Origin of the sequence: Kitasatospora sp. NPDC059722 (assembly GCF_042733235.1) — a bacterium.
Taxonomy (GTDB): Bacteria; Actinomycetota; Actinomycetes; order Streptomycetales; family Streptomycetaceae; genus Kitasatospora.
This window is the reverse complement of record NZ_JBHWGD010000009.1, coordinates 38,520-60,471: the sequence shown is the minus strand read 5'-3', so window position 1 is coordinate 60,471 and position 21,952 is coordinate 38,520. Positions and strand designations below refer to the sequence as shown.

Here is a 21,952-nt window from a genome sequence, read left to right as displayed (position 1 = left end):
ATACGGCTCAACCCACCGTTGGCGGGGGACCGTTGAACACATTGCTCTGATTGCCGTGATCGCCGATCTGAACACCTTGGGCACCCCGGGCATCGACCTGATAACGCCCGGCCTCGGTCCCGGCCGCGTCAAGCAGGGCCAACAGCTCCTGAGCCGAGGCCACCAACTGGTCGTCGTCGCCGGCCCTGATCCGCTCCAGCTCCGCCCGGACCGCCGTCCGCCAGGCCTCCGGGTCGTCGTCCAGTCGTTCAAGGGCAGCCTCGGCAGCTGGTTGGCCACGGAACCGCCTCAAGACCAGGTTCTTGAGACCTGCGTAGACGTCGGTCGCCACGCTCGTCATCACGCCCTTGGAACTGGCCACCGAGCCCGCCGCAAGAGCAGTCGCAATCAGCGCTTCAGGATCCACGGTTCCAGCGTCGCAGCCGACCACCGCCGCCGGCAAGGGCGCCTGCGCCTCGCGGCTGGTCGACGAGCCGGGCATCAACAAGTGCCCTGAACTACCTGGCCCACGCCGAGCTTCCAGCGCACGCCAGTTGTCCTACGCGTGCTTCGAGTTCGGCGGGTAGGTGCCAGCCTTCGGTATTGGGGGTCATGTAGAGGCGGGTCTTGAGGCCGAGGAGGAGCTGGCGGCGGTGTTCCTGGTCGGCTTCGGCCCACGCGTCGGCGAAGGTCTGGCCGGTCTCGACCTCGACCCACGCGGAGGGGCGTTGCGGGAGGGCGGCGAGGCGGCGGCGTTCGTCGACCAAGGTCTCGAGGGCTTCGGAGTACTCGTCGTCGCCGCCCGGGTAGTCGAACAGGTTGCGGCGTTTCTCCTCGCGCAAGTCCTTCATGGCCTGGGTGACGTGGTTGAGCTGCTCGGTGTGGTCCTCGCCGGGGATGAACCTGCGTACCGTCATCGCCAGCCCTGCCAGGCGTTCCACCAGGGCGGTGATCGCGGCGGTGACACGCTCGCCCTTGATGGACTGGCCCTTGCAGGCGGGCTTGCCGGCCGTCTTCGCGCAACGGTAGTACTCGTAGATCTTTCCGTTCTTGGCGAGGTTCACCTGCCGGTAGAACCGGTCGCCGCAGCGGTCGCAGTGCGGCACGCCGAGCCAGGGCGAGGCGCCGTTCGATCGTTCCTTGGTGATGGACCGCTCGTCCATCACGGCCTGGATCGCCGCCCACTCCTCCTCCGTGAACAGCGGCTTGGCCATCCTGATCGGCAGGCCCTTGGCGTCGCGGGCGATCTTGCGCGCCTTCACGGAGCGGCCGGTCAGCTTCAGGCCCATCGTCGCCGGCGACCGCAGGATCTTCCCCACACTGGTCGGGTTCCAGTGGTTCGACGGCGCGGTCTTGCGCTTGCTCGAGTACGACTCACCCTGATTCTTGAACGCGTGCATCGACGGCGTGTCGAAGCCGGCAGCCTCCAGAGCCGTAGCGATCATCCACTGGCTCTGCCCTTCCAGGAGCAGCTTGCCCATGTAGCGGACGGCCTCCGAGGTGACCGCGTCCGGCTCGAGAGTACGGCCGCCGCCGGGCCTGTCGACGATCCGGTACCCGTACGGCGGCTGCCCGCCGGCCCACCGGTCCGTCTTGCGCAGGTGCTTGTGCGCCGCCGTGACGCGAGCCTTGATCCGCTTGAGCTCCATCTCGGCGAAGATCGATGCCAGCATCAGGAAGGTCTTGGCCAGCTCGTTCCCGAACGACGACTCGCGGCCCTCCCGGTAGTCGAGGGTGATGCCGTCGTCGGTGAACACCAGGACCTTGCGGTTCTCCTCCGCCCAGTGGGCCACGTCCGCGCAGTCCTTGGCCGAGCGGAACGCCCGGTCGACCTTCGCCCACACCATCGCGTCCCAGTCGCCCTGCCGCTCGGTCAGCCACGGCCCCAGGTCGGGACGCTCCCACGGCGTGATCTGGGCCGAGACGTCCAGGTCCTCGAAGGACCCGACGATCTCCCACTCCTTCGACAGCGCGTGCCGAGACGCGGACTCCGCCTGTACCAGGTGCGAGACCTTGCCCTCATCCCCGTGCGTGTCCGACACACGTGAACCCACCACCGCCCGAACCCGCGCCAAAGCTGTCATGCTGCTGCCCATAGGAGGTCCCCTACCGCCCAGGCCAGCGGGAACCCTCGAACAACCTGCACTCGAACGGGTGGACCTTTTACAAAAGGCGTCGTTCCGCTGGAGGATCGACCTCCAGGTCGCCACCCCCGGCCTCGCCGCCCGCGCCACCGACGCCCGCGTGGAGCGTGCCGACACCCACGCCGAGCGGTGGTCGGACCACGCGCCGGTGACGGTGGCGTACGCCGTGGCGGACTGAACGGCCGGCGGTCGCCGGAGAATCGTATGGAAATCAATAATTCCGGATGCGCTTGATCGCACATCAAGCATCTGGACGCACATCCCCGATGTGACCCTTGCCACAGCCGCGAGGGTCACATCATTCATTGGCGGCCGTTTACCTGGCCGAAACGACTCACGATGGCCTGATGCCATGTGATCATTCGTCAAACCTTCATATTCGATGGCAGTGTGTGCGTAGCCGTACCACCCTTCTGCACCAAGTACACATGATCGTGTACACGATGACGAATGGCTGAACTGTGCGCACTACCCGGTCGGATCGCAACGACGCGACCACGCGGCCCCGCCTTCCAGATGAACAGCTCACGCTCCAGGAGTTCTCCCGGCTCGCCGGGCAGGTCGGGGGCTACCCCTATGTGAAGATCGTGCTCGACCGTCAGGAGTCGGTACTCCACTTCATCGACAGTGCCGACGGCACCCTCCACGTCCGGTACATCGCGAGCGAGATCCTCGGAATGTCGATCGACGAACTGGCCCGCGGGCTCGACGCGTTCAACGACGAGGTTTACCGGAATCCCGATCGCCGCTTCTATCTCGGCACCCTCGCGCACCACACCCACCACAGCCACCACACCCGCCACGGCGAATTCCTGTCCCTGGAAACGGTCGACGTCGACACCATGTCCCAGGAGATGCTGCGGCACTTCTTCCACCGGGTGCGCGAGCACGTCGACCCGGCGCTGCCGCTGGTCCTCAAGCCGGCCAACCACCGGCAGGAGGGCTACGTCGCCCGCATCCCGGAGAGCGAGATACCGCGCGTACTGTCCCACCAGCTCTACTCCACGGCCGCGTTCGTGCCGCTCGCGGCCGGGGCGGCCCACGGGCGGCTGCGGGTGTTCCGGTCGGAGGAGGAGTACCGGGGTGATCCCGAGCCGCTGGCGTGGCACGACATCGTGGTGATGCCGCGGGTGCCCGAGGACATCCCCCGGGTGTCCGGGATCATCCACACCGAGCACACCACGCCGCTCTCCCACATCAACGTGATGGCCGCCGGCTGGCGGATCCCCAACGCCGTCGGCCTCGGGGCCGTCGAACGGATCGAGCGTGCCGGGCTGGCCGGGCGGTGGGTGCGCTACCGGGTCGCGGCGGACGGCGAGGACTTCCTCCTGGAGGCCGCGCAGCCGGGCAACCCCGGGGACACGCGGCCCGCCGCGCCGGGCGACCGCGTCGTCGTGGACGTGCCCGACCTCACGCCCACGCCGATCGCCCCGCTGTCCGAGCTGCGCGCCGGCGACCACGTCCGGTTCGGCACCAAGGCGGCGGGCCTCGGCGAGCTCACCCACCTGCTGCAGCACGGCTCGCCGCGCTGGCTCGGCTTCTACCGCGCACCCCGGCCGCCCCGGGACAACCTGCTGCGCTACCTGGCCCGGCAGCTCGACCTCCCGGAGGACGCGGACGTCGCGGAACTCGACTTCGCCGCACAGCAGTTGGTGAAGGAGCACGCCCAGGTTCCCCGCGGGATCGTTCTGCCCTTCGCCCTCCAGCAGTGCTTCCTCGACTCGTCGGCAGAGCTCCGGGGAGTCGTCGGAGCGATCGATTCGGCTGTGTCCGACGGGACTTCGGCCCAGCGGGTCGAGGAGCTCTGCCTCGAAGCGCAGCGGCTGATCCGCGCCGTCCCGGTACCCGGACCGATCCGCACCGAGATCGACCGGGCCGTCGGCCGGCACCTGTACGGCGCACCCGTCCTGGTCGTCCGCAGCTCCTCCAACGCCGAGGACCTGCCCGGCTTCTCGGCCGCCGGCCTGTACGAGTCGGTGGCGAACGTCGGGAGTGCGGGCGGCATGGCCCCGGGCACGACCCCGGGCGATGCGCTCCTCGACGCGGTCCGGGAAGTGTGGGCGTCGCTGCTGTCGCCGCGCGCGGTGCTGCTGCGGAGCCAGGCCGGCATCCCGCCGGAGCACTGCCGCATGGGCGTGATCGTCCAGGAGCAGGTGGGTGCCACCGTCGGCGGCGTCCTGGTGAGCTGCAACCCGCTGAGCCCGGGGGACTTCCGCAACGTCCTCCTCAACATCTCGCCGCGCTCGGTGACCGACGTCGTCACCGGCCGGGGCGCCCCGATCCAGTACCTGTGCAACACGATGGAGGGCGGCAGCCGCACGGTCTCGCTGGGCACCGCCGGCGCCGACCTGGACGGCGGGACCAAGGACGTCCTGGGCCGGCTGGCCCTGATCAGCCGGCTGCTGCAGTCGCACTTCTCGCCCGACGAGGCCTACGACGCCCCGGTCGACGTCGAGTGGGCGGTCGAGGGCGACCGGATCAGCCTGCTGCAGGTGCGCCCCTTCCGCACCGCCGGCTGACGAGTCCCGCACCTTTAGCCCCCAGCCCTGCGCAGGCCTGCGCGAGGCAGCTCGCACGTGCCGCCGGGCCAACTGAACTTCCTTCCGGAGAGCCGAAGTTGAACAAGATCCTGTACGTCTACGTCAAGGGCGGAGCCCCGCTCGAATACGCCTTCCCGCGCATCGCCGCCTGCGGCGAGCTGCACGTCCTCGCGCTGGCACCGCTGCCCACGACCGCGGAGGAGGTCTGGCGTCCGAGCTGTACGAGCATCGAACTCGTGCCGGACGCCCCGCGCGGCGACGAGCTCGTCGAGCTGATCGTGGAGCATGCGAAGGCCCTCGGGGCCGACGCGGTGCTGACCCTCTCGGAGTTCGCCGTGCTGGCCGTCGCGCACGCGGCGAGCCGGCTCGGGCTGGCCGGGGCCGGCGAGGGGATCCTCCGCGCCCGGGACAAGAGGCTGATGCGGGAGGCGTGGGCCGCGGCCGGCGTGCCGATACCCGCCTTCCGCCGGGTCGACAGCCTCGCCGACCTGGACGCCGCGCTGGCCGGGTTGACGCCCCCGCTGCTGCTCAAGCCGGCCTGGGGCGCCGGGTCGGTGGCACAGATCGTGCTGGACGCGCCCGAGGACGCCGCCCCGGCGTGGGAGGAGATCGAGCGCGGGCTGCGGGCCGGCAGCCGGGTCGGCATGAACGAGCTCTACGCCGCCGACACCGACCGGGACCGGCTGGTCGAGGAGATCGCCCAGGGCTCCACCGGGGGCTGGTACGAGGAGCCCGGTTACGGCGACTACGTGAGCGTGGAGGGGATCGTCGCGGACGGCGTCTACCACCCGCTGGCCATCACCGCCAAGCTGCCGACCGTGCCCTCCTTCGTCGAGGTGGCCAGCACCTCGCCCGCGGTCCTCCCGGTGCCGGTGCAGCGCCGGATCGAGGAGGTCTCGCGGCAGGCCGTCGACGCGCTCGGGCTGGAGAACTGCGGCACGCACACCGAGCTGAAGCTCATGGCGGACGGCGGGCTGGTGGTCATCGAGACCGCCGCCAGGTTCGGCGGTCTGCTGACGACCAGGCAGGTCCACGAGGTCTTCGGGCTCGACCCGATCGGCATGCTGGTGCGGCAGTTGCTCGGCGAGCGCGTCGACTACCCCGCGGCCATGCCCACCGACGGGGTGAGGGCCGCCGCGTCGGTGGCCGTCGTCCCGGCCGACGCGGCCGGGACGCCCTGGCGGAGCAGCCCGGTCTGGAACCCGCGGGCCGTGGACTGGCAGGGCCTGCTGTCGCCGGGCAGCACCATCGAGGCCGTGCCGGCCTTCACCCTGCCCGAGGGCGAGCCGGTCCCGGCCTTCGACCCGTCCGCGGGGTCGCGCAACTGGCTCGGCGTCTACCTGCTGACCGCCGTCGACGCCGCCACCCTGCACCGCGACTGCAACGCCGTGCTGAACGGCCTCGAAGCCGCCCTGCACCGGGCCTCCTCCTGATCCCGCCCGTCCCGACGACCGAGGTTCCTCCCATGCGCGTACTGTTCGCCGGCGCCCCCGGCTTCGGCCACCTCTTCCCGCTGGTCCCGCTCGCCAGGGCGATGCGCGGGCTCGGCCACGAGGTCGCGGTGGCCTCGATGGACGGCGGCGAGCCGGTCGCCGCGTCCGGGCTGCCGTACCTGTCCATCGCCCCCGGCGTCGACTGGCGCAAGGAGATCAGGGAGGCCGGCCGCACCCGGCGGCCCGACCTGATGGAGCGGGTCATCGCGACCAACTCGGCCGACCGCGAGGCGTTCGTGCCGCTCGCCGCCCACGTCAACAGCCGGGTGGCCGACGCGGTGGTCGAGCTCGCCGCACGGTGGCGGCCGGACCTCGTGGTGTACGAGTACCAGTTCCCGGTGGCCCTGCTCGCGGCGGCCCGCCTGGGCGTGCCCGCCGTCCAGCACGACCTGGGCTTCGTCCGCACCCCGAAGCTGCGCGCGCTGATGCTCGCCGAGATGGCGGACACCTTCTCGCGGCACGGGATCGACCGGCTGCCCGAGCCGGCCGAGACCATCGACCTCGCGCCGCCGAGCACGACGGGGGGCGACCTGTACGGCTGCTCGATGCGGCCCGTCTCGTACAACGGCGAGGGCGGCGTCCCGGCACCGCTGGCCGCACCCGCCGGCCGCCCGCGCGTCGCGGTGACGCTCGGCACCGTGCCGCCCAAGACCGACGGCCTGACCAGGGTCGAGCGGGTGATCGCGGCGGCGGCCGGCCTCGACGCGGAGTTCGTGCTGGCCACCGGCGAACTCGACCTGAGCACGCTCGGCACGCTGCCGGACAACGTCCGCGCGTACGGCTGGGTGCCGTGGCGGGCGCTGCTGGACACCTGCGCGGCGGCGATCCACCACGGCGGCAGCGCCAGCGCGCTCGGCGCGCTGGACGCGGGCGTCCCGCAACTCGTGCTGCCCGACGGCTCCGACCGCTACATCACCGCGGACGCCGTGCACGCCCGCGGCGCGGGGCTCCGGGCGAGTGCCGAGGAGATCGGCCCCGCGCTGCTGGAGCGGCTGCTCACCGACGAGGGGCTGCGCCGGGCCGCGCGCGAGGTCGGCGCCGAGATCGCGGCGATGCCGAGCCCGGCGGACGTGGCGCAGCGGCTCATCGGCCTGGCCGGCGCCACCCACTGAGCCGGGCGGCCGGTGCCCCGGCCGCGAACGCGCGGTCGGGTCCGGCCCGTACCCGCCGCCCGGTCCGCCGGGGTTGCCCCGGGTCCCGGCCCTCGGCCCCGGGCGGCCGGGAACGGCGACCTCACGCAGGCGTCCGTGCTCCGGCCGACTGGAGCGGTCAGAACGGTCCGGTGCCCAACTGCTCCGCCAGGAAGCGTTCGAGGGGCGTCAGCGGAACCTCCGGGCAGAGCCGTTCGGGGTGCCACCGGCCCGGTCCCTCCTCCTCGGGCGGCAGGACCGGAACGTGGACCCAGGAGCTTCCGTAGCTGATCAGCATGGACCAGAACGCCCGGGCGCACCGCCGGCCCCAGGAACGCAGGATCCCGGACACGCGACGGCGCGGGCGCCGCGCTGCTCGGCACCGAACCGCGCGCGGGCGGATCAGAGCGTGGGACGCCCGTCACTGAGCAGCCCGGCGTTGAGGAGCGCCAGGATGCGGGAGGCGCGCTTGGGGTCGGTGTGCTCGGCGGCCCAGCCGACGGCGGCGGCCGCCGCGAACAGGTCCTCCGGCTCGACGTCCGTGCGGACCGCTCCGGCCGCCTGGGCGCCGGCGAGCAGCCGGGCGGCGGCCTGGTACATGGCGCTGCAGGAGGCGTGCAGTTCCGACCCCTCGTCGTGCAGCGCGGACATCACGGAGGCCGGCAGGCCCCGGTACGCGCCCGACCGCAGGGCGAACTCCTCCAGCCAGCGCGTCAGCGCCACGCCCGGCGGCTCGGCCTCGACGAGTTCGTCGGCCGAGGTGCGCAGCCCTTCGAACCCGCTGTGCAGGATCGCCTCCAGCAGCGCCTCCCGGGTGGGGAAGTGCCGGTAGAGGGTGCCGATCCCGACCCCCGCACGGCGGGCCACGTCCCGCAGCGAGGCGTCCGTGCCCTGTTCGGAGAAGACCTCCCGGGCGACCGCCAGCAGGCCTTCTCGGTTGCGCCGGGCGTCGGCGCGCAGTTCCCCGCCCGGAGTCTTCTCGGTCATGGCACTCCTTCTGCCTTGGAACTTCTGCTGTGACAGTTCTGCCTTGAAAATCGGAGCACTGCTCCATATGCTTCTGGAGCAGTGCTCCACATATTACCCGTGCACCCCGCCGAGGAAGTGACCCCGCATGGCGACCGACGCCAACACCGCACCTCCCGCACCGCCACAGGCCACGACGTTCTCCCCCGAGCTCAAGAAGGTGATCACCGCGGTGATCCTCGGCTCGGTCATGACATTCCTTGACTCGACCATCGTCAACGTCGCCCTGCGCACGCTCTCGCTCAAACTGGACTCCTCGCTGGCCGACATCCAGTGGGTCGTCACCGCCTACCTCCTGGCCCTGGCCGCCGTGATCCCGGCCAGCAACTGGGCGGCCACCCGGTTCGGTGCCAAGCGGCTCTACACGGCGTCGATCGTCGTCTTCACCCTGGCCTCGATCGCCTGCGGCCTGGCCTCCAACACCGGGCAACTGATCGCCTTCCGGGCGATCCAGGGCGCGGCAGGCGGTCTGACCATGCCGATCGGCCAGATGATCCTCATGCGCAAGTCCGGCCCGGCGCTGATGGCCAAGGTGATGAGCACCATCGGCATCCCCACCATCCTGATGCCCGTGGTCGGCCCCACCGTCGGCGGCCTGATCCTGGAGCACTACAGCTGGCAGTGGATCTTCTTCATCAACCTGCCGATCGGCATCCTGGCCACCTACCTGGCCATCCGCCTCCTGCCCAGCGACACCAAGAGCGAGGCCGGCAAGCTCGACTTCCTCGGCCTGGCCCTGATCGTGCTGGGCAGCATCGGCCTCACCTACGGCCTCGCCGAGGCCGGCACCACCGGGTCCCTCGGATCCGCCAAGGTGCTGATCTCCCTGGTGATCGGCGCGGCCCTGGTGCTCGCCTTCGTCCTGCGCACCCTGTCCGTCGAGAACCCGCTCGTCGACCTGCGGCTCTACAAGAACGCCGCGTACAGCTCCGCCTCGCTCACCACCTTCACCATCGGTGCGGCGGTGTTCGGCGCCATCATCCTGATGCCGCTGTACTTCCAGATCGTCCGGCACGAGGACGCCGTCCACACCGGCCTGCTGCTCATCCCGCAGGGCAGCGGCGCCGCCATCGCGATGGTGCTCGGCGCGCGGCTGATCGACAAGCTGGGCAGCGGGCCGACCTCCTTCATCGGCGGCATGGTCAGCATCGTCGCCACCCTCCCCTTCGTCGCCATCGGCTCCGACACCAACTACTGGTACCTCGGCACCGCGATGGTGGTGCGCGGATTCGGCATCGGCCTGTGCGCGATGCCCGCGATGACGGCCGCCTACCGGGCCGTCTCGCCGATGAAGATCGGCGACGCCACCGTCCAGCTCAGCGTGCTGCAGCGGGTCGGCGGTTCGGTCGGCACCGCGATCTTCGCGGTGATCCTGCAGAACCACCTGTCCGGCGCGGCCGACCAGGCCGACCAGGCCTCCGCGTTCGGCACCTCCTTCTGGTGGGTGCTCGGCGTCGCGATCGCCGCGACCACGCCGACCCTGCTGCTCACCGCGGCCGAGAAGAAGGCCAAGCGCGCCGCGGCCGCCCCGCAGCCCGCCTGACCCCGCCCCACCCGCCGGGCGACCGCCCGGCCCCACGACGCCGTCCGTCGCGGTGACACCCCGACACCACGACGGACGGCATCCTCGGTGCCCCCGATCCCCGCCGCCCCCGCGGGACCGGGGGCACTGTGGCATGCCCGGCGCGGCACACCCGGCCCAGCGCGCCCGGCCCGGCGCGCCCGGCGTCGGCCCCGAACCCGGTTGCCCTGTCCATTACATGGCGTTACGTTTTCGTTACGTTCGATTGGGAAATCTGGGTGGATCCCACTTGCTGACGTAGGTTTGGGTAAGGCCTAAAGAGATCAACGCGGGGGAAAGCAATGCTCAGCAGGCGTGTACGGGACTCCTACCGGCGGTTAAGGGACTCGCGCCAGGGCCGGAGCCGGGACGCCCACTTGCAGACCCACAGCCGTCGGTTGATGCGGCGGCTGGAGCTGCCCGTGCCGCTCGACCCGGCGGAGCTGTGCGAGCGGCTCGGCGAGGACCGCGGCACGCCGATCCGGCTGATGCCGTGGGAGCTGCCGGTCGACGGGCCGTTCGGCATGCTGATATCGCGCCCGCACGAGGACGCCATCGTCTACCAGTCCCACACCACCAAGGCCCACCAGGCCCACATCATCCTGCACGAGGTCGGCCACATCGTCGCGTACGACCTCGCGGGCGGACGGCCCACCGAGGCCGGGCCGCACGGGTGTTACTCCGACCGGGACGAGCGGGACGCCGAGGTCATCGCCTCCACGATCATGCGGCACGCGATCACGCTCGGGCGGCGGGCGCAGCGCTACGGCATCGACGAGCCCTGGCAGCCCTCGGTGTACAACAGCCTGGTCCTGACCGACGGGCTGACGTGAGGGCGTTCGACTGCGTCGCCATCGTCACGCTGCTCGCCGGTACCGCCTGGACGCTGCCCGCGCTCGTCCGCCGCCGCTTCCGCGATCCCATGCGGCTGCACCTGAGCCTGTCCCTGCTGTTCATGGGGCTGGGCAACCTGCTGGCGCAGCCCCGCCTGGTCGCCCTCCTCGACCGGCGCACCACCGCTGGGGTCGCCAAGTGCAGCTACAACGCGCTGGTCCTGGTCGGGCTCTGCCTCATGGTCTCGTTCCTGCGGGAGCGCCCGATCAACCGCCGTACGGCCGGGCGCTCGTGGGAGGTGCTGCTGTGCGCGGCCTGCCTGGCGGGCATGGTCGCGATGACCGTCCTGCTGCCGCCGCCGCTCCGCAACCACACCCTGACCAGCCACTTCCTGGTCGACTGGCGGGTGCGGGTGTTCTACGACCTGGGCAACGTCTTCCTGTTCTCCGGGTACGCCGCGTGCGCCCTGCTCGCCCTGCGGCACTCGCGCGCCGGGCACCCGCTGCGCAGATGGTCCCTGGCGGTCATCGCCGCCGGCCTGATCGGGCTGGACCTGAGCTGCGTCTTCCGCGTCCTGTGGGTCAACCTGCCGGGGCTGCGCGCGCCCGGGACGCCGGTGACGTACGACGAGGACTTCGGCTTCGGCATCGCCGCCACGATCGTGGTGTGCGCGGGGCTGAGCCTGCCGTTCTTCGTGGGCCTGTTCCAGCTGCGGCGGGACCGGCGCGACCACCGCGCGCAGTACCACGGCCTGGAGGCGCTGTGGCAGCGGGTGGCGGTCTTCTACCCCGAACTGATCCTCGACCAGCGGAGTTTCGTCGGGCGGCAGCTGGGGCCCGTCGCGGACTACGCCTCGGCGACGTACCGGCGGTACGTCGAGTGCCGGGACGGGCTGACCCGGCTCGGCCCCTACCTCCGGCTCGCCGCCGACGAGTTGGCGCCCGGCGGGGACGGTCTGCCGAAGGATCCGCGCGCGGCGGCCCGCATCGTCGACCGCGCGCTGCTCCTGTACGGGGCGCAGTCGCTGGGCGAGGCGGCGCCGAAGACGAACGCGCTGTTCATCCCGGGGCCCCGCGAGGCCTCCGACGACTACGAGAGCGACCTCGTCGGGCTGATCGAGATCTCCCGCGAGCTGCGGCCGCTGCGGGCCCAGCGCACGGGCGCGGCGTAGCCGCCCGGGCCGGTGCGCCGCTCGGCGCACCGGCCCGAGGGTGCGGGAACCCTACGGCACCAGGACGAACTTGCCCCGGAATCCGCCGGCCTCCAGCCGCCGGTGCGCCTCGTGCGCGTCGGCGAACGGGAGGACGGTCGTCCGCGGCCGCACACCGGCGTCGCGGGCGGCGTGGGCGGCCACCTCGGCCAGGTCCGCGCGGTCCAGCTCCACGCCGTGGAGGACGAACTCCACGTCCGGGCGGCGGGCCGGGTCGGGCGCGGCGAACGGGACGAGGGTCAGGAACGTGCCGCCCGGGCACACCGCCTCGATCAGGTCCGGGGCGCCGCCGGCGTCCACGACGACGTCGTAGGCCTTCGCCTCGACGCGCGCCGGGTCGGTCAGCACCGCTCCCCCGCCCGGGCGGCCGAGGCGCAGCGCCCGGCAGGCCTCGGCGTCGCCGGGGCGGATGAGGAGGTCGGTGGTGGTGTCCGGCTCGTCGAGCAGCCGGACGGCGAGCTGTCCGCCGAGGCTGCCCTGGGCGCCGACGAGCAGCACCCGGCGGCCGGCCCGGACGGGGGTGCGGCGCAGCGCCTGGACGGCGGTGACGCCGGCCAGCGGCAGGGCGGCCGCGTCGACGAGGTCCAGGGCGTCGGGGACGCGGACGACGTACTCGGGGTCGAAGCGGACGTACTCCGCCATGCTGCCGACGCCGGTGCCCAGTTGGGCGGTCATCGCCATGACGCGGTCGCCGGCGGTGTAGCCGCAGCCGGCGGGTGCGTGGGCGACGGTGCCGGCGAGGTCCCAGCCGAGGACGGCCGGGAGGGCGGTGGGGATCAGGCCCGAACGGGTGGCCAGGTCCACGGGGTTGACGGCGGCGGCCGCCACCCGGATGACGAGTCCGTCCCCGTCCGGTTCGGGCAGGTCGAGGAGGCCGAGTACCTCCGGGCCTCCGGTGCGCGTGATCCCCACGGCCTTCATCGTGCGGTGTCCTCCCCGGGACTCGGCGCCGGAGGCCTCGGGGCGTCCAGCGCGTCCATGATCGACAGTAGTTGCTCGCGGACCTCCGGGGTCATCCCGCCGGCCCGCATCGCGATCGAGCGCACCTGCCGGTCGGCGAGGACGGAGGCCCAGGCCGGGTCGTCGGCCGCGTCGGCGGCCGCCTCCTCGTTGATGAGCGCCCCCACCGAGACCGGGAGGGTCATCGGGCGGGCGCGGAAGTACTGCACGATCGCGGCGAGCACGCTGATCGTGGGGTTGGTCTGCGAGCCGTTGCGCAGGGCGGCCAGGTAGCTCCTGGAGATGGTGACGTCGTGGGACGGGTCCTCGGAGATCGCCTGGGCGACCTCGGACGTGGAGGGTTCCCGGCGGCGTCCCACGGCGTCCGTGGTGGCTGCATCCGCGAACCACGCGTTGAGGCGTTCCGCCAACGTGGCCATGTCCGTCTCCCTGGGCTCCGGCGCCTCGGGTCGGGACGACTCGGCGCGACGTTCGGTGACGGCAGGGTAGACGCTAGCGCTTCGCCTGTGAAGTCGCCGAGGTTCTCGAAGTCTAACACCAGTGCCACCTCATCAACACACCTGCCAATATAGTGGCAGCAAGTGCTAATATACTGGCGTTTGCGATCGCCACAGAGACAATCGTCCTGTGAGAAGGTCCTGCGTCGCCCCGGCCACCCGGGGTGCGGGAGCCCTGGCAGTCCAGGGCGCAGGAGCCCCGGGAGGCCGGGGACGCAGGACCGCCCGAACCCTTCCGAATCCGGAGGAGACATGCGCAGCGGTACGACTTTCACCCAGGGCCTGCGGCACAGCGTCGACGACGGCCGGGCCGGCGGCCCGGCGTGGACGGTGGAGGCCGTCCGCCAGGTGCGCTACCACGTCGTCAGCTCCGACCACCTGTTCGCGCTCGACAACACGGCCCTCCTCGACGGCTGCCCGGACGCGCCCATGCGCGCCGGCGACCGCCGCCTCGTCGTCATCGACGAGAACGTCGACAAGCTCTACGGCGGCCGGATCCGCGACTACTTCACCTACCACCGCGTCGCGGTCACGATGCTGCCGCTGCGGGCGGACGAACCCGTGAAGGAGTGGGAGTCCGTCCTGCGCGTGGTCGACGCCATGAACGACTTCGGCATCGACCGCCGCCGCGAGCCGGTCCTCGCCATCGGCGGCGGCGTGCTCACCGACATCGTCGGCTTCGCCGCCAGCCTCTACCGGCGCGGAACCCCGTACATCCGCATCCCCACCACGCTGATCGGCCTGGTCGACGCCGGGGTCGGCGTCAAGACCGGCGTCAACTACGGCCTCGGCAAGAACCGCCTGGGCACCTACGCCCCGGCGACGGCCACCTTCCTGGACCGCACCTTCCTGCGCAGCCTCGCGCCGCGGCACATCAGCAACGGCCTCGCCGAGATCATGAAGATGGCCCTCATCCGCTCCGAGGAACTGTTCGCGCTGCTGGAGTCCTGGGGCGCCGCCGTCCACGCGGACCGGCTCCAGGGCTCCACCGGGGAGCTGGCCGCCGCGTCGGACGCGATCGTCGCCGAGGCCATCCACCTGATGCTCGAAGAGCTCCAGCCCAACCTGTGGGAGTCCCACCTGGAGCGGTGCGTGGACTACGGGCACACCTTCAGCCCGACCGTCGAGATGCACGCGCTGCCGGAACTGCTGCACGGCGAGGCCGTCATGATCGACATGGCCCTCACCACCGCGCTGGCCACCCTGCGCGGCGACCTCTCCGAGGAGCAGGCCGACCGGATCTACCGCGTGGCCACCGCGCTCGGACTGCCCGTGTGGAACGACGTCCTGGCCGACCCGGCGCTCCTGGAAGCCGCCCTGCTCGACACCGTCCGCCATCGCGACGGCCACCAGCGGCTGCCGCTGCCCGTCGGGATCGGCCGGCACCACTTCGTCAACGACGTCACCCCGGCCGAACTCCGCGCCGCCACCGAGCTGTTGCGGCGCAAGGCCGCGGTGACCGGGCACATCCCGGCCGGCTACGCGCGGGTGAGCGCGTGAGCGAGCGCAGCGAGGTGGGCGTGAGCGCCCCCCACGGCGGGGCCCGGTCCGTCACCGCCGTCGTGATCGGCGGATCCACCGGCATCGGCCGGGGCGTCGCCGACGCGTGGGCCGCCGAGGGCGTCGAGACCCACGTCCTCAGCCGCTCCCGGCCCGCCGGCCCCGGCGCCGACCTGCTCGCCTGGCACCCGCTGGACCTGCGCGACGGCGACGCGGCGCGGGCCGCCCTGCGCTCCGGCATCCCGCCCCGGGTCGACCTGGTCTGCTACTCGGCCGTGTACTTCACCGACCGCCGCGAGCCCTTCACGGACGTCCACGAGGCCGACTGGTTGGACCAGTTCGCGGTCAACGTGCACGGGCTGGCGTGGACCCTGAAGGAGACGCTGCCCGCCCTGCGCGCGGCCGGCCCCGGCCTGTTCCTGCACATCTCCTCCGAGGTGGTCTACAACGCGGGCCCGAACCGGTCCGGCTACGCCGCGACCAAGGCCGCCGCCGACTCGCTGGTCCGCTCCGTCGCCCAGGAGACCGACCCCGCCGAGGTGACGTTCGTCCAGGCGCTGCCCGCCGGGATGGTGGACACCCCCGGCATCCGCGCCCGCCGGCCGGCGGGCTTCGACTACGGGGCCTACATGACGCCCGCGCACTTCGGGCCGCTCGCGGCCGAACTCGCCCGCACGCGCGGGGTGCCGTACGCGGGCGAGGCGCTGGTCGTGCACGAGGACCGGAGCTGGACGCCGGTCCGCGCAGGGACCCCGCAGTCCCAGTCCCGCCCGCAGTCCCAGTCCCACCCGCCGGCCCAGTCCGACGCGGTGTCACCGTCCCGCCCGCCGTCCCCGTCCGGCGCACTGTCACCGTCCCCGTCCGGCGCCTGAGCGCGCCCGACTCCCTGTCCCCGAGCACGACGTCGAGGAGGACCCGTGCCACAGCTCCAGGCACACACACTGCTGTTCGACATGGACGGAACCCTGGTGGACTCGACCGCCCTGGTCGAGTCCACCTGGGCGGACTTCAGCGGGCGGCACGGGCTGGACCTCGCCGAGGTCCTCGCCTACGCCCACGGCCGCCCCACCCGCGAGACCGTGCACCGCTTCGTCGCCGACGCGCCGCTCGCGGCGTCCGAGACGCGGCGGCTGGTCGCGCACGAGGAGTCGGAGACCGCCGGCATCGCGGCGGTGCCCGGCGCCGCCGCGCTCCTCGCCGCGCTGCCGCCCGGCTCCTGGGCGGTCGTCACCTCCGCGAGCCGCCGACTGGCCGAAGTGCGGCTCGGCGCGGCCGGACTGCCCGTGCCGGAGCTGCTGGTCAGCGCCGACGACGTCACCCGCGGCAAGCCCGACCCGCAGGGCTACCTGCTCGCCGCCCGGCGGCTGGGCGTGGAACCGCAGGAGACCGTCGTCTTCGAGGACTCCCCCGCCGGCATCCGCGCCGGACTGGCCTCCGGCGCGCGCACGGTGGTCATCGGCGGCTGCGCCGACCACGACCACGAGGCGGAGCGGCACCCCGACTTCCGGGGCTTCGCGGTGGCCCCGGCCGACCCGTCCCGCCCCGGCGTGACGCTCACCGTGCCGGAACCCGTCGCCGACGGCCGGCTGGTGCGGCCGTGACCGGGACAACGGCCCCGGCCGCGACCACCCTCGCCGCCGACGTCGGCGGCACCTGGGTGCGCTGGCGCGCCGGGGGCCCCGGGAGCCCGGTCGAGCGGGTGCCCGCGCCCAGTCGGCTGCGGCACCCGGAACGGGCCGTCGCGGACCTGCGGCGGGACATGGTCGAGCTGCTCGGCGGGGCCGCCCCGCCCGGTGCCAGGGCCGCCGTCTCCTTCGGCGCGGCCATCGACCACCTCACCGGCGTCGTCCACGGCTCGGCCCCGCTGTGGGGCGCGGCGGACGAGCCGTACGACCTCATGGCCGCCCTGCGCGAGCACCGGCCGGACGTCACCTGGACCCTCGTCAACGACGTCACCGCCGCCCTCGCCGACTTCGCCGTCAACCACGCCCGCCCCGGCACCCGGCGCGTCGCCTACCTGACCGTCAGCAGCGGCATCGCGCTGCGCACCGCCGACCTGGAGCGGACGGTGATCCCCGTCGACGCGTGGGGCCTGCAGGGCGAGGTCGGGCACCTGACCGTCGCCTGCCCGCCGGACCTGGCCGGGCTGCCGTGCGAGTGCGGCGGCCCCGACCACCTCGCCTCGCTCGCCGCCGGCCCCGGCTTCGTCCGGGTCGCCGAACGCCTGGGCCTGCCGGAGGCCGCACGGGTGGCCGACTGGCTGCCCGGCGCGCTCGACGCCGGCGACCCGGCCGCCCGGCGGCTGCTCGGCCTGTGCGTCGAACCGGTCGCCCAGCTGATCCGCACCCTGTGGTGCCTCGACCCGCACCTGGACCTGCTCGGGCTCGGCGGCGGCGTCGTCGAGGGCCTCGGCGCGCACTACGCCACCGAGCTGCGCCGCCGCCTGGCCGCCTCCACCTCGTACGCCGCCCGCGGCTACGGCCGGGCCTGGCTCGACGACCACCTGGTGCTGTGCGGCCCCGGCGACGTGGACGCGCTGCGCGGCGCCGAGTGCATCGGCCACTGGCCGCCGAGGATCGCCCGGTGAGCGCGGCGAGCACGGTGAGCCCGGTGCGCCCGGCCGGCGCCGCGAGCACGACCAGCGCCACGAACACGACCGGCGCCCCGACCCCGGCCACGCATCGCGCGCTGGTGCGCCGTGCCCCGGACCGCCACGGCCGCACCCTCGTCGACGTCGCCGAGGTGCCCACCCCCGCGCTGCGGCCGGGCGACGCGCTGCTCGCCCCCGCCGTGGCCGGCATCTGCGGCACCGACTGGCAGATCCTGCGCGGCCTGCGCGACGACCCCACCCCGGTACTCGGGCACGAGGGGGTGGCGTACGTCGTCGAGCCGGGCGACACCGGGCTCGCCCCGGGCACGCCCGTCACCGTGAACCCCACGCACCCGGACGACCCGTCGTTCCTGCTCGGGCACAACCTGCCCGGCCTGTGGGCGGAGCTCGCCCGGATCCCGGCGTCGGCGGTGCGCGCGGGCCTCGTCGTCCCGGTGCCGGACAGCGCCGTGCGCCCTCGGGTCGCCTCGCTGGCCGAGCCGCTCGCCTCCGTCCTGTACGGGCTGCGCACCACGCTCCACCTGGTGCGCCCGGCCTCGCTGGTCGTCTGGGGGGACGGCATCGTGGGCCGCCTCGCCACCGAGCTGTGGCCGCGCGAACTGCCGGGCCTGCGCGTCCTGTTGGCCGGCCACGGCGACGGCGCCGTCCACCCGGACGACCCCGCGCTGCCGGCTCTGCTGGCCGCCCTGCCCGGACCGGTCGCCGCGGTGATCGCCACCCCGCGCACCGGCACCCCGGACGCCCTGCGGGCGCTGGACCGCCTCGTGCCGGGCACGCTGGTCGTGGACGTGCACGCCGGACTGCCGTCCGGCCCGGTCGAGTTGACCGCCGGCCCGGTCGACGTCACGGCGGTGCGCGCCGAGCACTGCGGCGGCGCGCCGTGGCCGCCGCGGGCCACCAGCCTCGCCCGGCCCGCCGGTCCGCTGCTCCTGCACGGCCACCGGGGCGTGTCGGGCGACCACCTGCGCGAGGCCGTCGCCCACCTCACCGCCCCGCGCGAGGCGCTGGGCCGGGACGTCCTCACCCACGAGGTCGGGCTCGACGGGGCCGCCGAGCTCGTCAACACGGTCCTGACCACGCGGCGGCGCGTCGCGGACGGCCGCCGGGTCCTCAAGGCGGCGATCCGGGTGGCACCTCCGCGGGACCGGCAGTACGGGGTCGGGGGTGGCCGGTGACCGCCCACCCGGTGACCGCCCTCCTGGTGGCCGCACCGCAGTGGCGGATCGCGGACGACCGGACGGCCGCCGCCCGGGCCGCGCTCGCGGCCGGGGCGGACGCGCTCCAGCTGGACTTCGGCGGGGCCCACCGGGGCCCGTTCCTCGACGACCCCGCCGAACTCGCCGCCGCCCAGGGGATCGCCGGGATCCTGCCGGTCCCCGTCCTGGCGGTGAACCACGCCAACGACCTCGGCCTGGCCCTCCCCGACGGCACGGCCAACCCCGCCGCCCTCGCCCTGCTGCGCCGGGCCCTGGACTGCGCCCTGCGCCTGGGCGCCCGGGTCCTGCACGTCCCGGGCTTCCGGCGCAGCCTGCCCGTCACTCCTCACCTACGCGCCGGGACCGCCGAGTTGCTGCGAACCCTGGGCAACGAAGCCGACGCGGCCGGGCTGACGCTCGCCTACGAGTCACCGCTCGACGCCCAGGACAGCCTCGCCCTCGCCCGCGCGGTGGGCCGCCCGGCCCTGCGCCTCGTCCTGGACACCGGCAACCTGCTCGACGCCGGCACCCCGCCCGCCGGCTTCGCCCGCGCCGTCGCGGCGGCCGGACTGCTCCTGCCCGACCTGCACGTCAAGGACCCCTCGCGCCCCACGACCTGGCGCGGCATCCGCACCGAACTGCCGGACCTGCTGCGGCACGCCGGCGCCCGCACGGTGCTCGTCGAGAACGACTACCGCCGGGCCCCCGGCCGCCTGCGCGCCGACGTCACCGCGTGCCGCGAGGCGTCCCGGCACACCCGTCACACCCTGCACACCCTGCACACCGCTCCCAGGGAGAACGCCCCGTGAAAGCCATCCTGCTGACCGCACCGCGCACGGTGACGATCGCCGAGGTCGACCCGCCCGTACCGGGCCCCGGCGAGGTGCTCGTCCGGGTCGGCCTGCTCGGGTTCTGCGGCACCGACCTCGGCTTCTTCGACGGCACCAGCAACTACCTGCGGGACGGCCTCAAGAGCTACCCGTTCGTCCCGGGCCACGAGTGGGTCGGCACGGTGTGCGGGACCGGCCCCGGCGTCGACGCCGACTGGGCCGGACGCCGGGTCTCCGGGCACAACTTCCGGGTCTGCGGGCGCTGCCCGGCCTGCCGGGCGGGCCGGATCCGCTACTGCCCCGACCGCAGCGAGATCGGGGTGCTGGGGCCCCGACCCGGCGCCGGGACCGAGCTGCTGACCGCCCCGGTGGACACCCTGACCCGGATCCCCGACGCCCTGTCCGACACCGCCGCCGCACTGCTGGAGCCCACCGCGGCGGCCCTGCACGCGGTGGACCGGATCGCGGTGGGCCGGCACGACCGGGTCGCCGTGCTCGGCGGCGGCACCCTCGGGCTCGCCGCGGCCCAGGTGACGCGGGCGCTCGGTGCGGACACCGTCGTCCTCGACCCGCACCCCGCGGCCCGCGAGCTCGCGGCCGCCCTCGGCCTGCCCGCCCTGGCGGCGCCGGGCGAGCGGGACCAGGGGGCGTACGACGCCGTGGTGGAGGCCTCCGGCAGCGGCGCCGCCGTCCGGGCGGCCGTCGGCCTGGTCGCCCCGGGCGGCCGGATCGCCCAGCTCGGCACGCCCCACCACCCCGTCGACGGCTTCGACGCCGCCGCACTGGTGATCAAGGACGTCACGCTGCACGCCGCGCTGTCCGGGGTCGGCTACTGGGACCGGCTGGTGGAGCTCGTCGAGTCGGGCGCCGTCGACCTGGACCCGCTCGTCGACCGGGTCTTCCCGCTGGAATCCGTGGAGTCCCTGGACGCCGCGTTCGCCCACCTCGCGTCCCCGGACCGCCGACGGCCCAAGGTCCTGGTGCGCATCGGGGCGGAGCAGCCGGGCGGCGTGGCCGAAACCGCAGCGGCGCTGGTGAGTTGATGAACGGAACGGACCCCGGCACGGACCGCCCCGGCGCGGACCGCCCCGCCCGGATCGACGCGCGCACGGCGGCGCGGCTGGCCACCCTGGCCGCCGCCGCCTTCGTCTACGTCACCTTCGAGGTCTTCCCCGTCGGCCTGCTCCAGGACATGGCGGACGACCTCGGCGTCCCGGCCGGGCGGATCGGGCTGCTGCTCAGCGGCTACGCCGTCGTCGCGGCCGTGGTCACCATGCCGACCGTCGCGCTCGCCGCGCGGGTCTCCCGCCGCACGGCCCTGCTCGTCTGCCTGCTCGTCCTGCTCGCCGCCGAGCTCATGGCCGCGCTCGCGCACGACTACCCGACGATGGTGGCCAGCCGGGTCGCCGCCGCGCTCACGCACGGGGTGCTGTGGTCGCTGATCGCCCCGGAGGCGGCCGGACTGGTGCCGCGCGAGCGGGTGGGCACGGCGACCGCGGCCGTCTTCGGCGGCGCCACCCTGGCGTCGATCGTGGGCAGCCCCGGGACCACCCTGATCGGGCAGCTGATCGGCTGGCGCGCCACGGCACTGCTGCTCGCGCTCGCCACCGCGGCCGTGACGGGCGCCCTGGCGTGGGCCCTGCGCCGACGACCGGAGGGCGGGCCCGCCGAGGCGCCCGCACGGACGGGCGAGGGCGTCCGCATGGACCGGCGCGCGGTGCTGACGCTGTGCGGGGTGGCTCTCGTGCTGGTCACCGCGCACTTCCTCAGCTACACCTACTTCTCCGTGCTCGTCGCCGGCATCACCGGCTCGGCCGGGTCCGTGGTCACCCTGCTGACGGTCTTCGGACTGGCCGGCGCCGCGGGCACGTTCCTCGTCGGCCGCCACAACGACACCGCCCCGCGCCGGACGGCCACCGCGACGATGACGGCCTTCACCGCGGGCGTCGGCCTGCTCCTGCTCGGCTCCGTCCCACTGCCGGGGGCCGTCGCCGCTGCGGTGGCCACGGTGGCCGTCGCCCTGTGGGGCGGGGCGTTCGCCGCCGCCGGGCCGGTGTTCCAGACCGGGATCATGCGCCTGGCGGGCGACGACGCCGACCGCGCGTCCTCGATCTACGTCACCGGCTTCCAGATCGGCATCGCGAGCGGCTCGGCACTCGGCGCGGCCCTGCTCGACGGCTCCCCCGCCTGGCTGCCCGCCGTCTCGACGGCCCTCGCCACGGCCGTCCTGCTCGCCGTGACGCTCCGCCGCCCGATCCCGGAGGCGAACCCGGCCGGCGCTCCGGAGGCCGTCGAGCAGCAGCGCGGCCCGTCAGAACGTAGGAACGGACCACGATCCACCGCGTCGGCCGGCGGATGTCAGCTCCTCCCAGGCCATCGGCCCGGGGGCGTATCCGGCGTACATCCCCGGGGCGACGCGCAGGGCCGGCGCGGCTGAATAC

The 21,952-nt window shown here is 73.7% G+C and carries 20 protein-coding genes and 1 pseudogene; 15 read left to right on the top strand and 6 right to left on the bottom strand.

Annotated features, from left to right (window positions below):
• Positions 1 to 7: 7 nt before the first annotated feature.
• Positions 8 to 481: a hypothetical protein gene (locus ACFV4F_RS07940; RefSeq protein ID WP_380500885.1), complete on the bottom strand. Its 474-nt coding sequence runs from the start codon at positions 479 to 481 to the stop codon at positions 8 to 10.
• A 16-nt stretch (positions 482 to 497) separates the two neighbouring features.
• Positions 498 to 2,021: a recombinase family protein gene (locus tag ACFV4F_RS07935; protein WP_380500883.1), complete on the bottom strand. Its 1,524-nt coding sequence runs from the start codon at positions 2,019 to 2,021 to the stop codon at positions 498 to 500.
• A 142-nt stretch (positions 2,022 to 2,163) separates the two neighbouring features.
• Between ACFV4F_RS07935 and ACFV4F_RS07930 the strand changes: the two are divergent.
• From ACFV4F_RS07930 to ACFV4F_RS07915, 4 genes and pseudogenes are all read left to right on the top strand, one after another.
• Positions 2,164 to 2,301, top strand: a pseudogene (locus ACFV4F_RS07930) (exodeoxyribonuclease III); the annotation flags it as partial.
• A 283-nt stretch (positions 2,302 to 2,584) separates the two neighbouring features.
• A complete protein-coding gene (locus tag ACFV4F_RS07925) occupies positions 2,585 to 4,642 on the top strand; it encodes a PEP/pyruvate-binding domain-containing protein (RefSeq protein ID WP_380500881.1) in 2,058 nt (685 codons plus the stop codon).
• A gap of 98 nt (positions 4,643 to 4,740) precedes the next feature.
• Entirely contained in the window at positions 4,741 to 6,096 is a 1,356-nt protein-coding gene (locus ACFV4F_RS07920; protein ID WP_380500879.1) for an acetyl-CoA carboxylase biotin carboxylase subunit family protein, read from the top strand.
• 32 nt (positions 6,097 to 6,128) lie between these two features.
• Positions 6,129 to 7,268 carry a nucleotide disphospho-sugar-binding domain-containing protein gene (locus ACFV4F_RS07915; RefSeq protein ID WP_380500877.1) on the top strand — a complete coding sequence of 380 codons (1,140 nt, stop codon included), beginning with the start codon at positions 6,129 to 6,131 and terminating at the stop codon, positions 7,266 to 7,268.
• 157 nt (positions 7,269 to 7,425) lie between these two features.
• Here the strand turns inward: ACFV4F_RS07915 and ACFV4F_RS07910 are convergent, their stop codons facing one another.
• Both ACFV4F_RS07910 and ACFV4F_RS07905 read right to left on the bottom strand, forming a co-directional pair.
• Positions 7,426 to 7,584, bottom strand: coding sequence for a DUF6059 family protein (locus ACFV4F_RS07910; RefSeq protein WP_380442279.1), 159 nt, complete (start codon positions 7,582 to 7,584; stop codon positions 7,426 to 7,428).
• Positions 7,585 to 7,688: 104 nt separating this feature from the next.
• Positions 7,689 to 8,273: a TetR/AcrR family transcriptional regulator gene (locus ACFV4F_RS07905; protein ID WP_380500875.1), complete on the bottom strand. Its 585-nt coding sequence runs from the start codon at positions 8,271 to 8,273 to the stop codon at positions 7,689 to 7,691.
• A gap of 127 nt (positions 8,274 to 8,400) precedes the next feature.
• Here ACFV4F_RS07905 and ACFV4F_RS07900 point away from each other — a divergent pair, with 127 nt between their 5' ends.
• The 3 genes from ACFV4F_RS07900 to ACFV4F_RS07890 all read left to right on the top strand — a co-directional run bounded on the left by ACFV4F_RS07900 (position 8,401) and on the right by ACFV4F_RS07890 (position 11,878).
• Entirely contained in the window at positions 8,401 to 9,855 is a 1,455-nt protein-coding gene (locus ACFV4F_RS07900; RefSeq protein ID WP_380500873.1) for a DHA2 family efflux MFS transporter permease subunit, read from the top strand.
• A 320-nt stretch (positions 9,856 to 10,175) separates the two neighbouring features.
• On the top strand, positions 10,176 to 10,706 hold the full coding sequence (locus tag ACFV4F_RS07895) for a hypothetical protein (RefSeq protein WP_380500871.1): 531 nt from the start codon (positions 10,176 to 10,178) through the stop codon (positions 10,704 to 10,706).
• The gene (locus tag ACFV4F_RS07890; RefSeq protein ID WP_380500869.1) at positions 10,703 to 11,878 is read left to right on the top strand and encodes an MAB_1171c family putative transporter; all 1,176 of its coding nucleotides are present in this window, start codon (positions 10,703 to 10,705) and stop codon (positions 11,876 to 11,878) included. Before ACFV4F_RS07895 ends, ACFV4F_RS07890 begins: the two co-directional genes overlap by 4 nt.
• 51 nt (positions 11,879 to 11,929) lie before the next feature.
• Here ACFV4F_RS07890 and ACFV4F_RS07885 read toward each other — a convergent pair whose 3' ends face one another.
• Both ACFV4F_RS07885 and ACFV4F_RS07880 read right to left on the bottom strand, forming a co-directional pair.
• Complete coding sequence (locus ACFV4F_RS07885; RefSeq protein ID WP_380500867.1) at positions 11,930 to 12,829, bottom strand: alcohol dehydrogenase catalytic domain-containing protein; 900 nt, start codon at positions 12,827 to 12,829, stop codon at positions 11,930 to 11,932.
• 5 nt (positions 12,830 to 12,834) lie between these two features.
• A complete protein-coding gene (locus tag ACFV4F_RS07880; protein WP_380500865.1) occupies positions 12,835 to 13,296 on the bottom strand; it encodes a hypothetical protein in 462 nt (153 codons plus the stop codon).
• Positions 13,297 to 13,626: 330 nt separating this feature from the next.
• Here ACFV4F_RS07880 and ACFV4F_RS07875 point away from each other — a divergent pair, with 330 nt between their 5' ends.
• From ACFV4F_RS07875 to ACFV4F_RS07840, 8 genes are read left to right on the top strand one after another with little or no spacing between them, the layout of a single operon-like run.
• Positions 13,627 to 14,874, top strand: coding sequence for a sedoheptulose 7-phosphate cyclase (locus ACFV4F_RS07875; RefSeq protein ID WP_380500863.1), 1,248 nt, complete (start codon positions 13,627 to 13,629; stop codon positions 14,872 to 14,874).
• On the top strand, positions 14,871 to 15,746 hold the full coding sequence (locus ACFV4F_RS07870) for an SDR family NAD(P)-dependent oxidoreductase (protein ID WP_380500861.1): 876 nt from the start codon (positions 14,871 to 14,873) through the stop codon (positions 15,744 to 15,746). Before ACFV4F_RS07875 ends, ACFV4F_RS07870 begins: the two co-directional genes overlap by 4 nt.
• 45 nt (positions 15,747 to 15,791) lie before the next feature.
• Entirely contained in the window at positions 15,792 to 16,475 is a 684-nt protein-coding gene (locus ACFV4F_RS07865; protein ID WP_380496499.1) for an HAD-IA family hydrolase, read from the top strand.
• Positions 16,472 to 17,461, top strand: a complete 990-nt coding sequence (locus ACFV4F_RS07860; protein WP_380500859.1) for an ROK family protein — start codon at positions 16,472 to 16,474, stop codon at positions 17,459 to 17,461. Before ACFV4F_RS07865 ends, ACFV4F_RS07860 begins: the two co-directional genes overlap by 4 nt.
• A complete protein-coding gene (locus ACFV4F_RS07855; protein WP_380500857.1) occupies positions 17,458 to 18,660 on the top strand; it encodes an alcohol dehydrogenase catalytic domain-containing protein in 1,203 nt (400 codons plus the stop codon). Before ACFV4F_RS07860 ends, ACFV4F_RS07855 begins: the two co-directional genes overlap by 4 nt.
• Positions 18,657 to 19,490 carry a TIM barrel protein gene (locus ACFV4F_RS07850; RefSeq protein WP_380500855.1) on the top strand — a complete coding sequence of 278 codons (834 nt, stop codon included), beginning with the start codon at positions 18,657 to 18,659 and terminating at the stop codon, positions 19,488 to 19,490. Before ACFV4F_RS07855 ends, ACFV4F_RS07850 begins: the two co-directional genes overlap by 4 nt.
• Positions 19,487 to 20,554, top strand: a complete 1,068-nt coding sequence (locus ACFV4F_RS07845; protein ID WP_380500853.1) for a zinc-binding dehydrogenase — start codon at positions 19,487 to 19,489, stop codon at positions 20,552 to 20,554. The genes ACFV4F_RS07850 and ACFV4F_RS07845 overlap by 4 nt, the downstream gene beginning before the upstream one ends.
• On the top strand, positions 20,554 to 21,948 hold the full coding sequence (locus ACFV4F_RS07840) for an MFS transporter (protein ID WP_380500851.1): 1,395 nt from the start codon (positions 20,554 to 20,556) through the stop codon (positions 21,946 to 21,948). Before ACFV4F_RS07845 ends, ACFV4F_RS07840 begins: the two co-directional genes overlap by 1 nt.
• Positions 21,949 to 21,952: the final 4 nt, after the last annotated feature.

What these genes read in the sequence shown, in the direction of transcription:
- ACFV4F_RS07940 (WP_380500885.1), bottom strand. Translation starts at nt 481, where the DNA reads ATGCCCGGCTCGTCGACCAGCCGCGAGGCGCAGGCGCCCTTGCCGGCG.
- ACFV4F_RS07915 (WP_380500877.1), top strand. Translation starts at nt 6,129, where the DNA reads ATGCGCGTACTGTTCGCCGGCGCCCCCGGCTTCGGCCACCTCTTCCCG.
- ACFV4F_RS07910 (WP_380442279.1), bottom strand. Translation starts at nt 7,584, where the DNA reads ATGCTGATCAGCTACGGAAGCTCCTGGGTCCACGTTCCGGTCCTGCCG.
- ACFV4F_RS07905 (WP_380500875.1), bottom strand. Translation starts at nt 8,273, where the DNA reads ATGACCGAGAAGACTCCGGGCGGGGAACTGCGCGCCGACGCCCGGCGC.
- ACFV4F_RS07900 (WP_380500873.1), top strand. Translation starts at nt 8,401, where the DNA reads ATGGCGACCGACGCCAACACCGCACCTCCCGCACCGCCACAGGCCACG.
- ACFV4F_RS07895 (WP_380500871.1), top strand. Translation starts at nt 10,176, where the DNA reads ATGCTCAGCAGGCGTGTACGGGACTCCTACCGGCGGTTAAGGGACTCG.
- ACFV4F_RS07880 (WP_380500865.1), bottom strand. Translation starts at nt 13,296, where the DNA reads ATGGCCACGTTGGCGGAACGCCTCAACGCGTGGTTCGCGGATGCAGCC.
- ACFV4F_RS07875 (WP_380500863.1), top strand. Translation starts at nt 13,627, where the DNA reads ATGCGCAGCGGTACGACTTTCACCCAGGGCCTGCGGCACAGCGTCGAC.
- ACFV4F_RS07840 (WP_380500851.1), top strand. Translation starts at nt 20,554, where the DNA reads ATGAACGGAACGGACCCCGGCACGGACCGCCCCGGCGCGGACCGCCCC.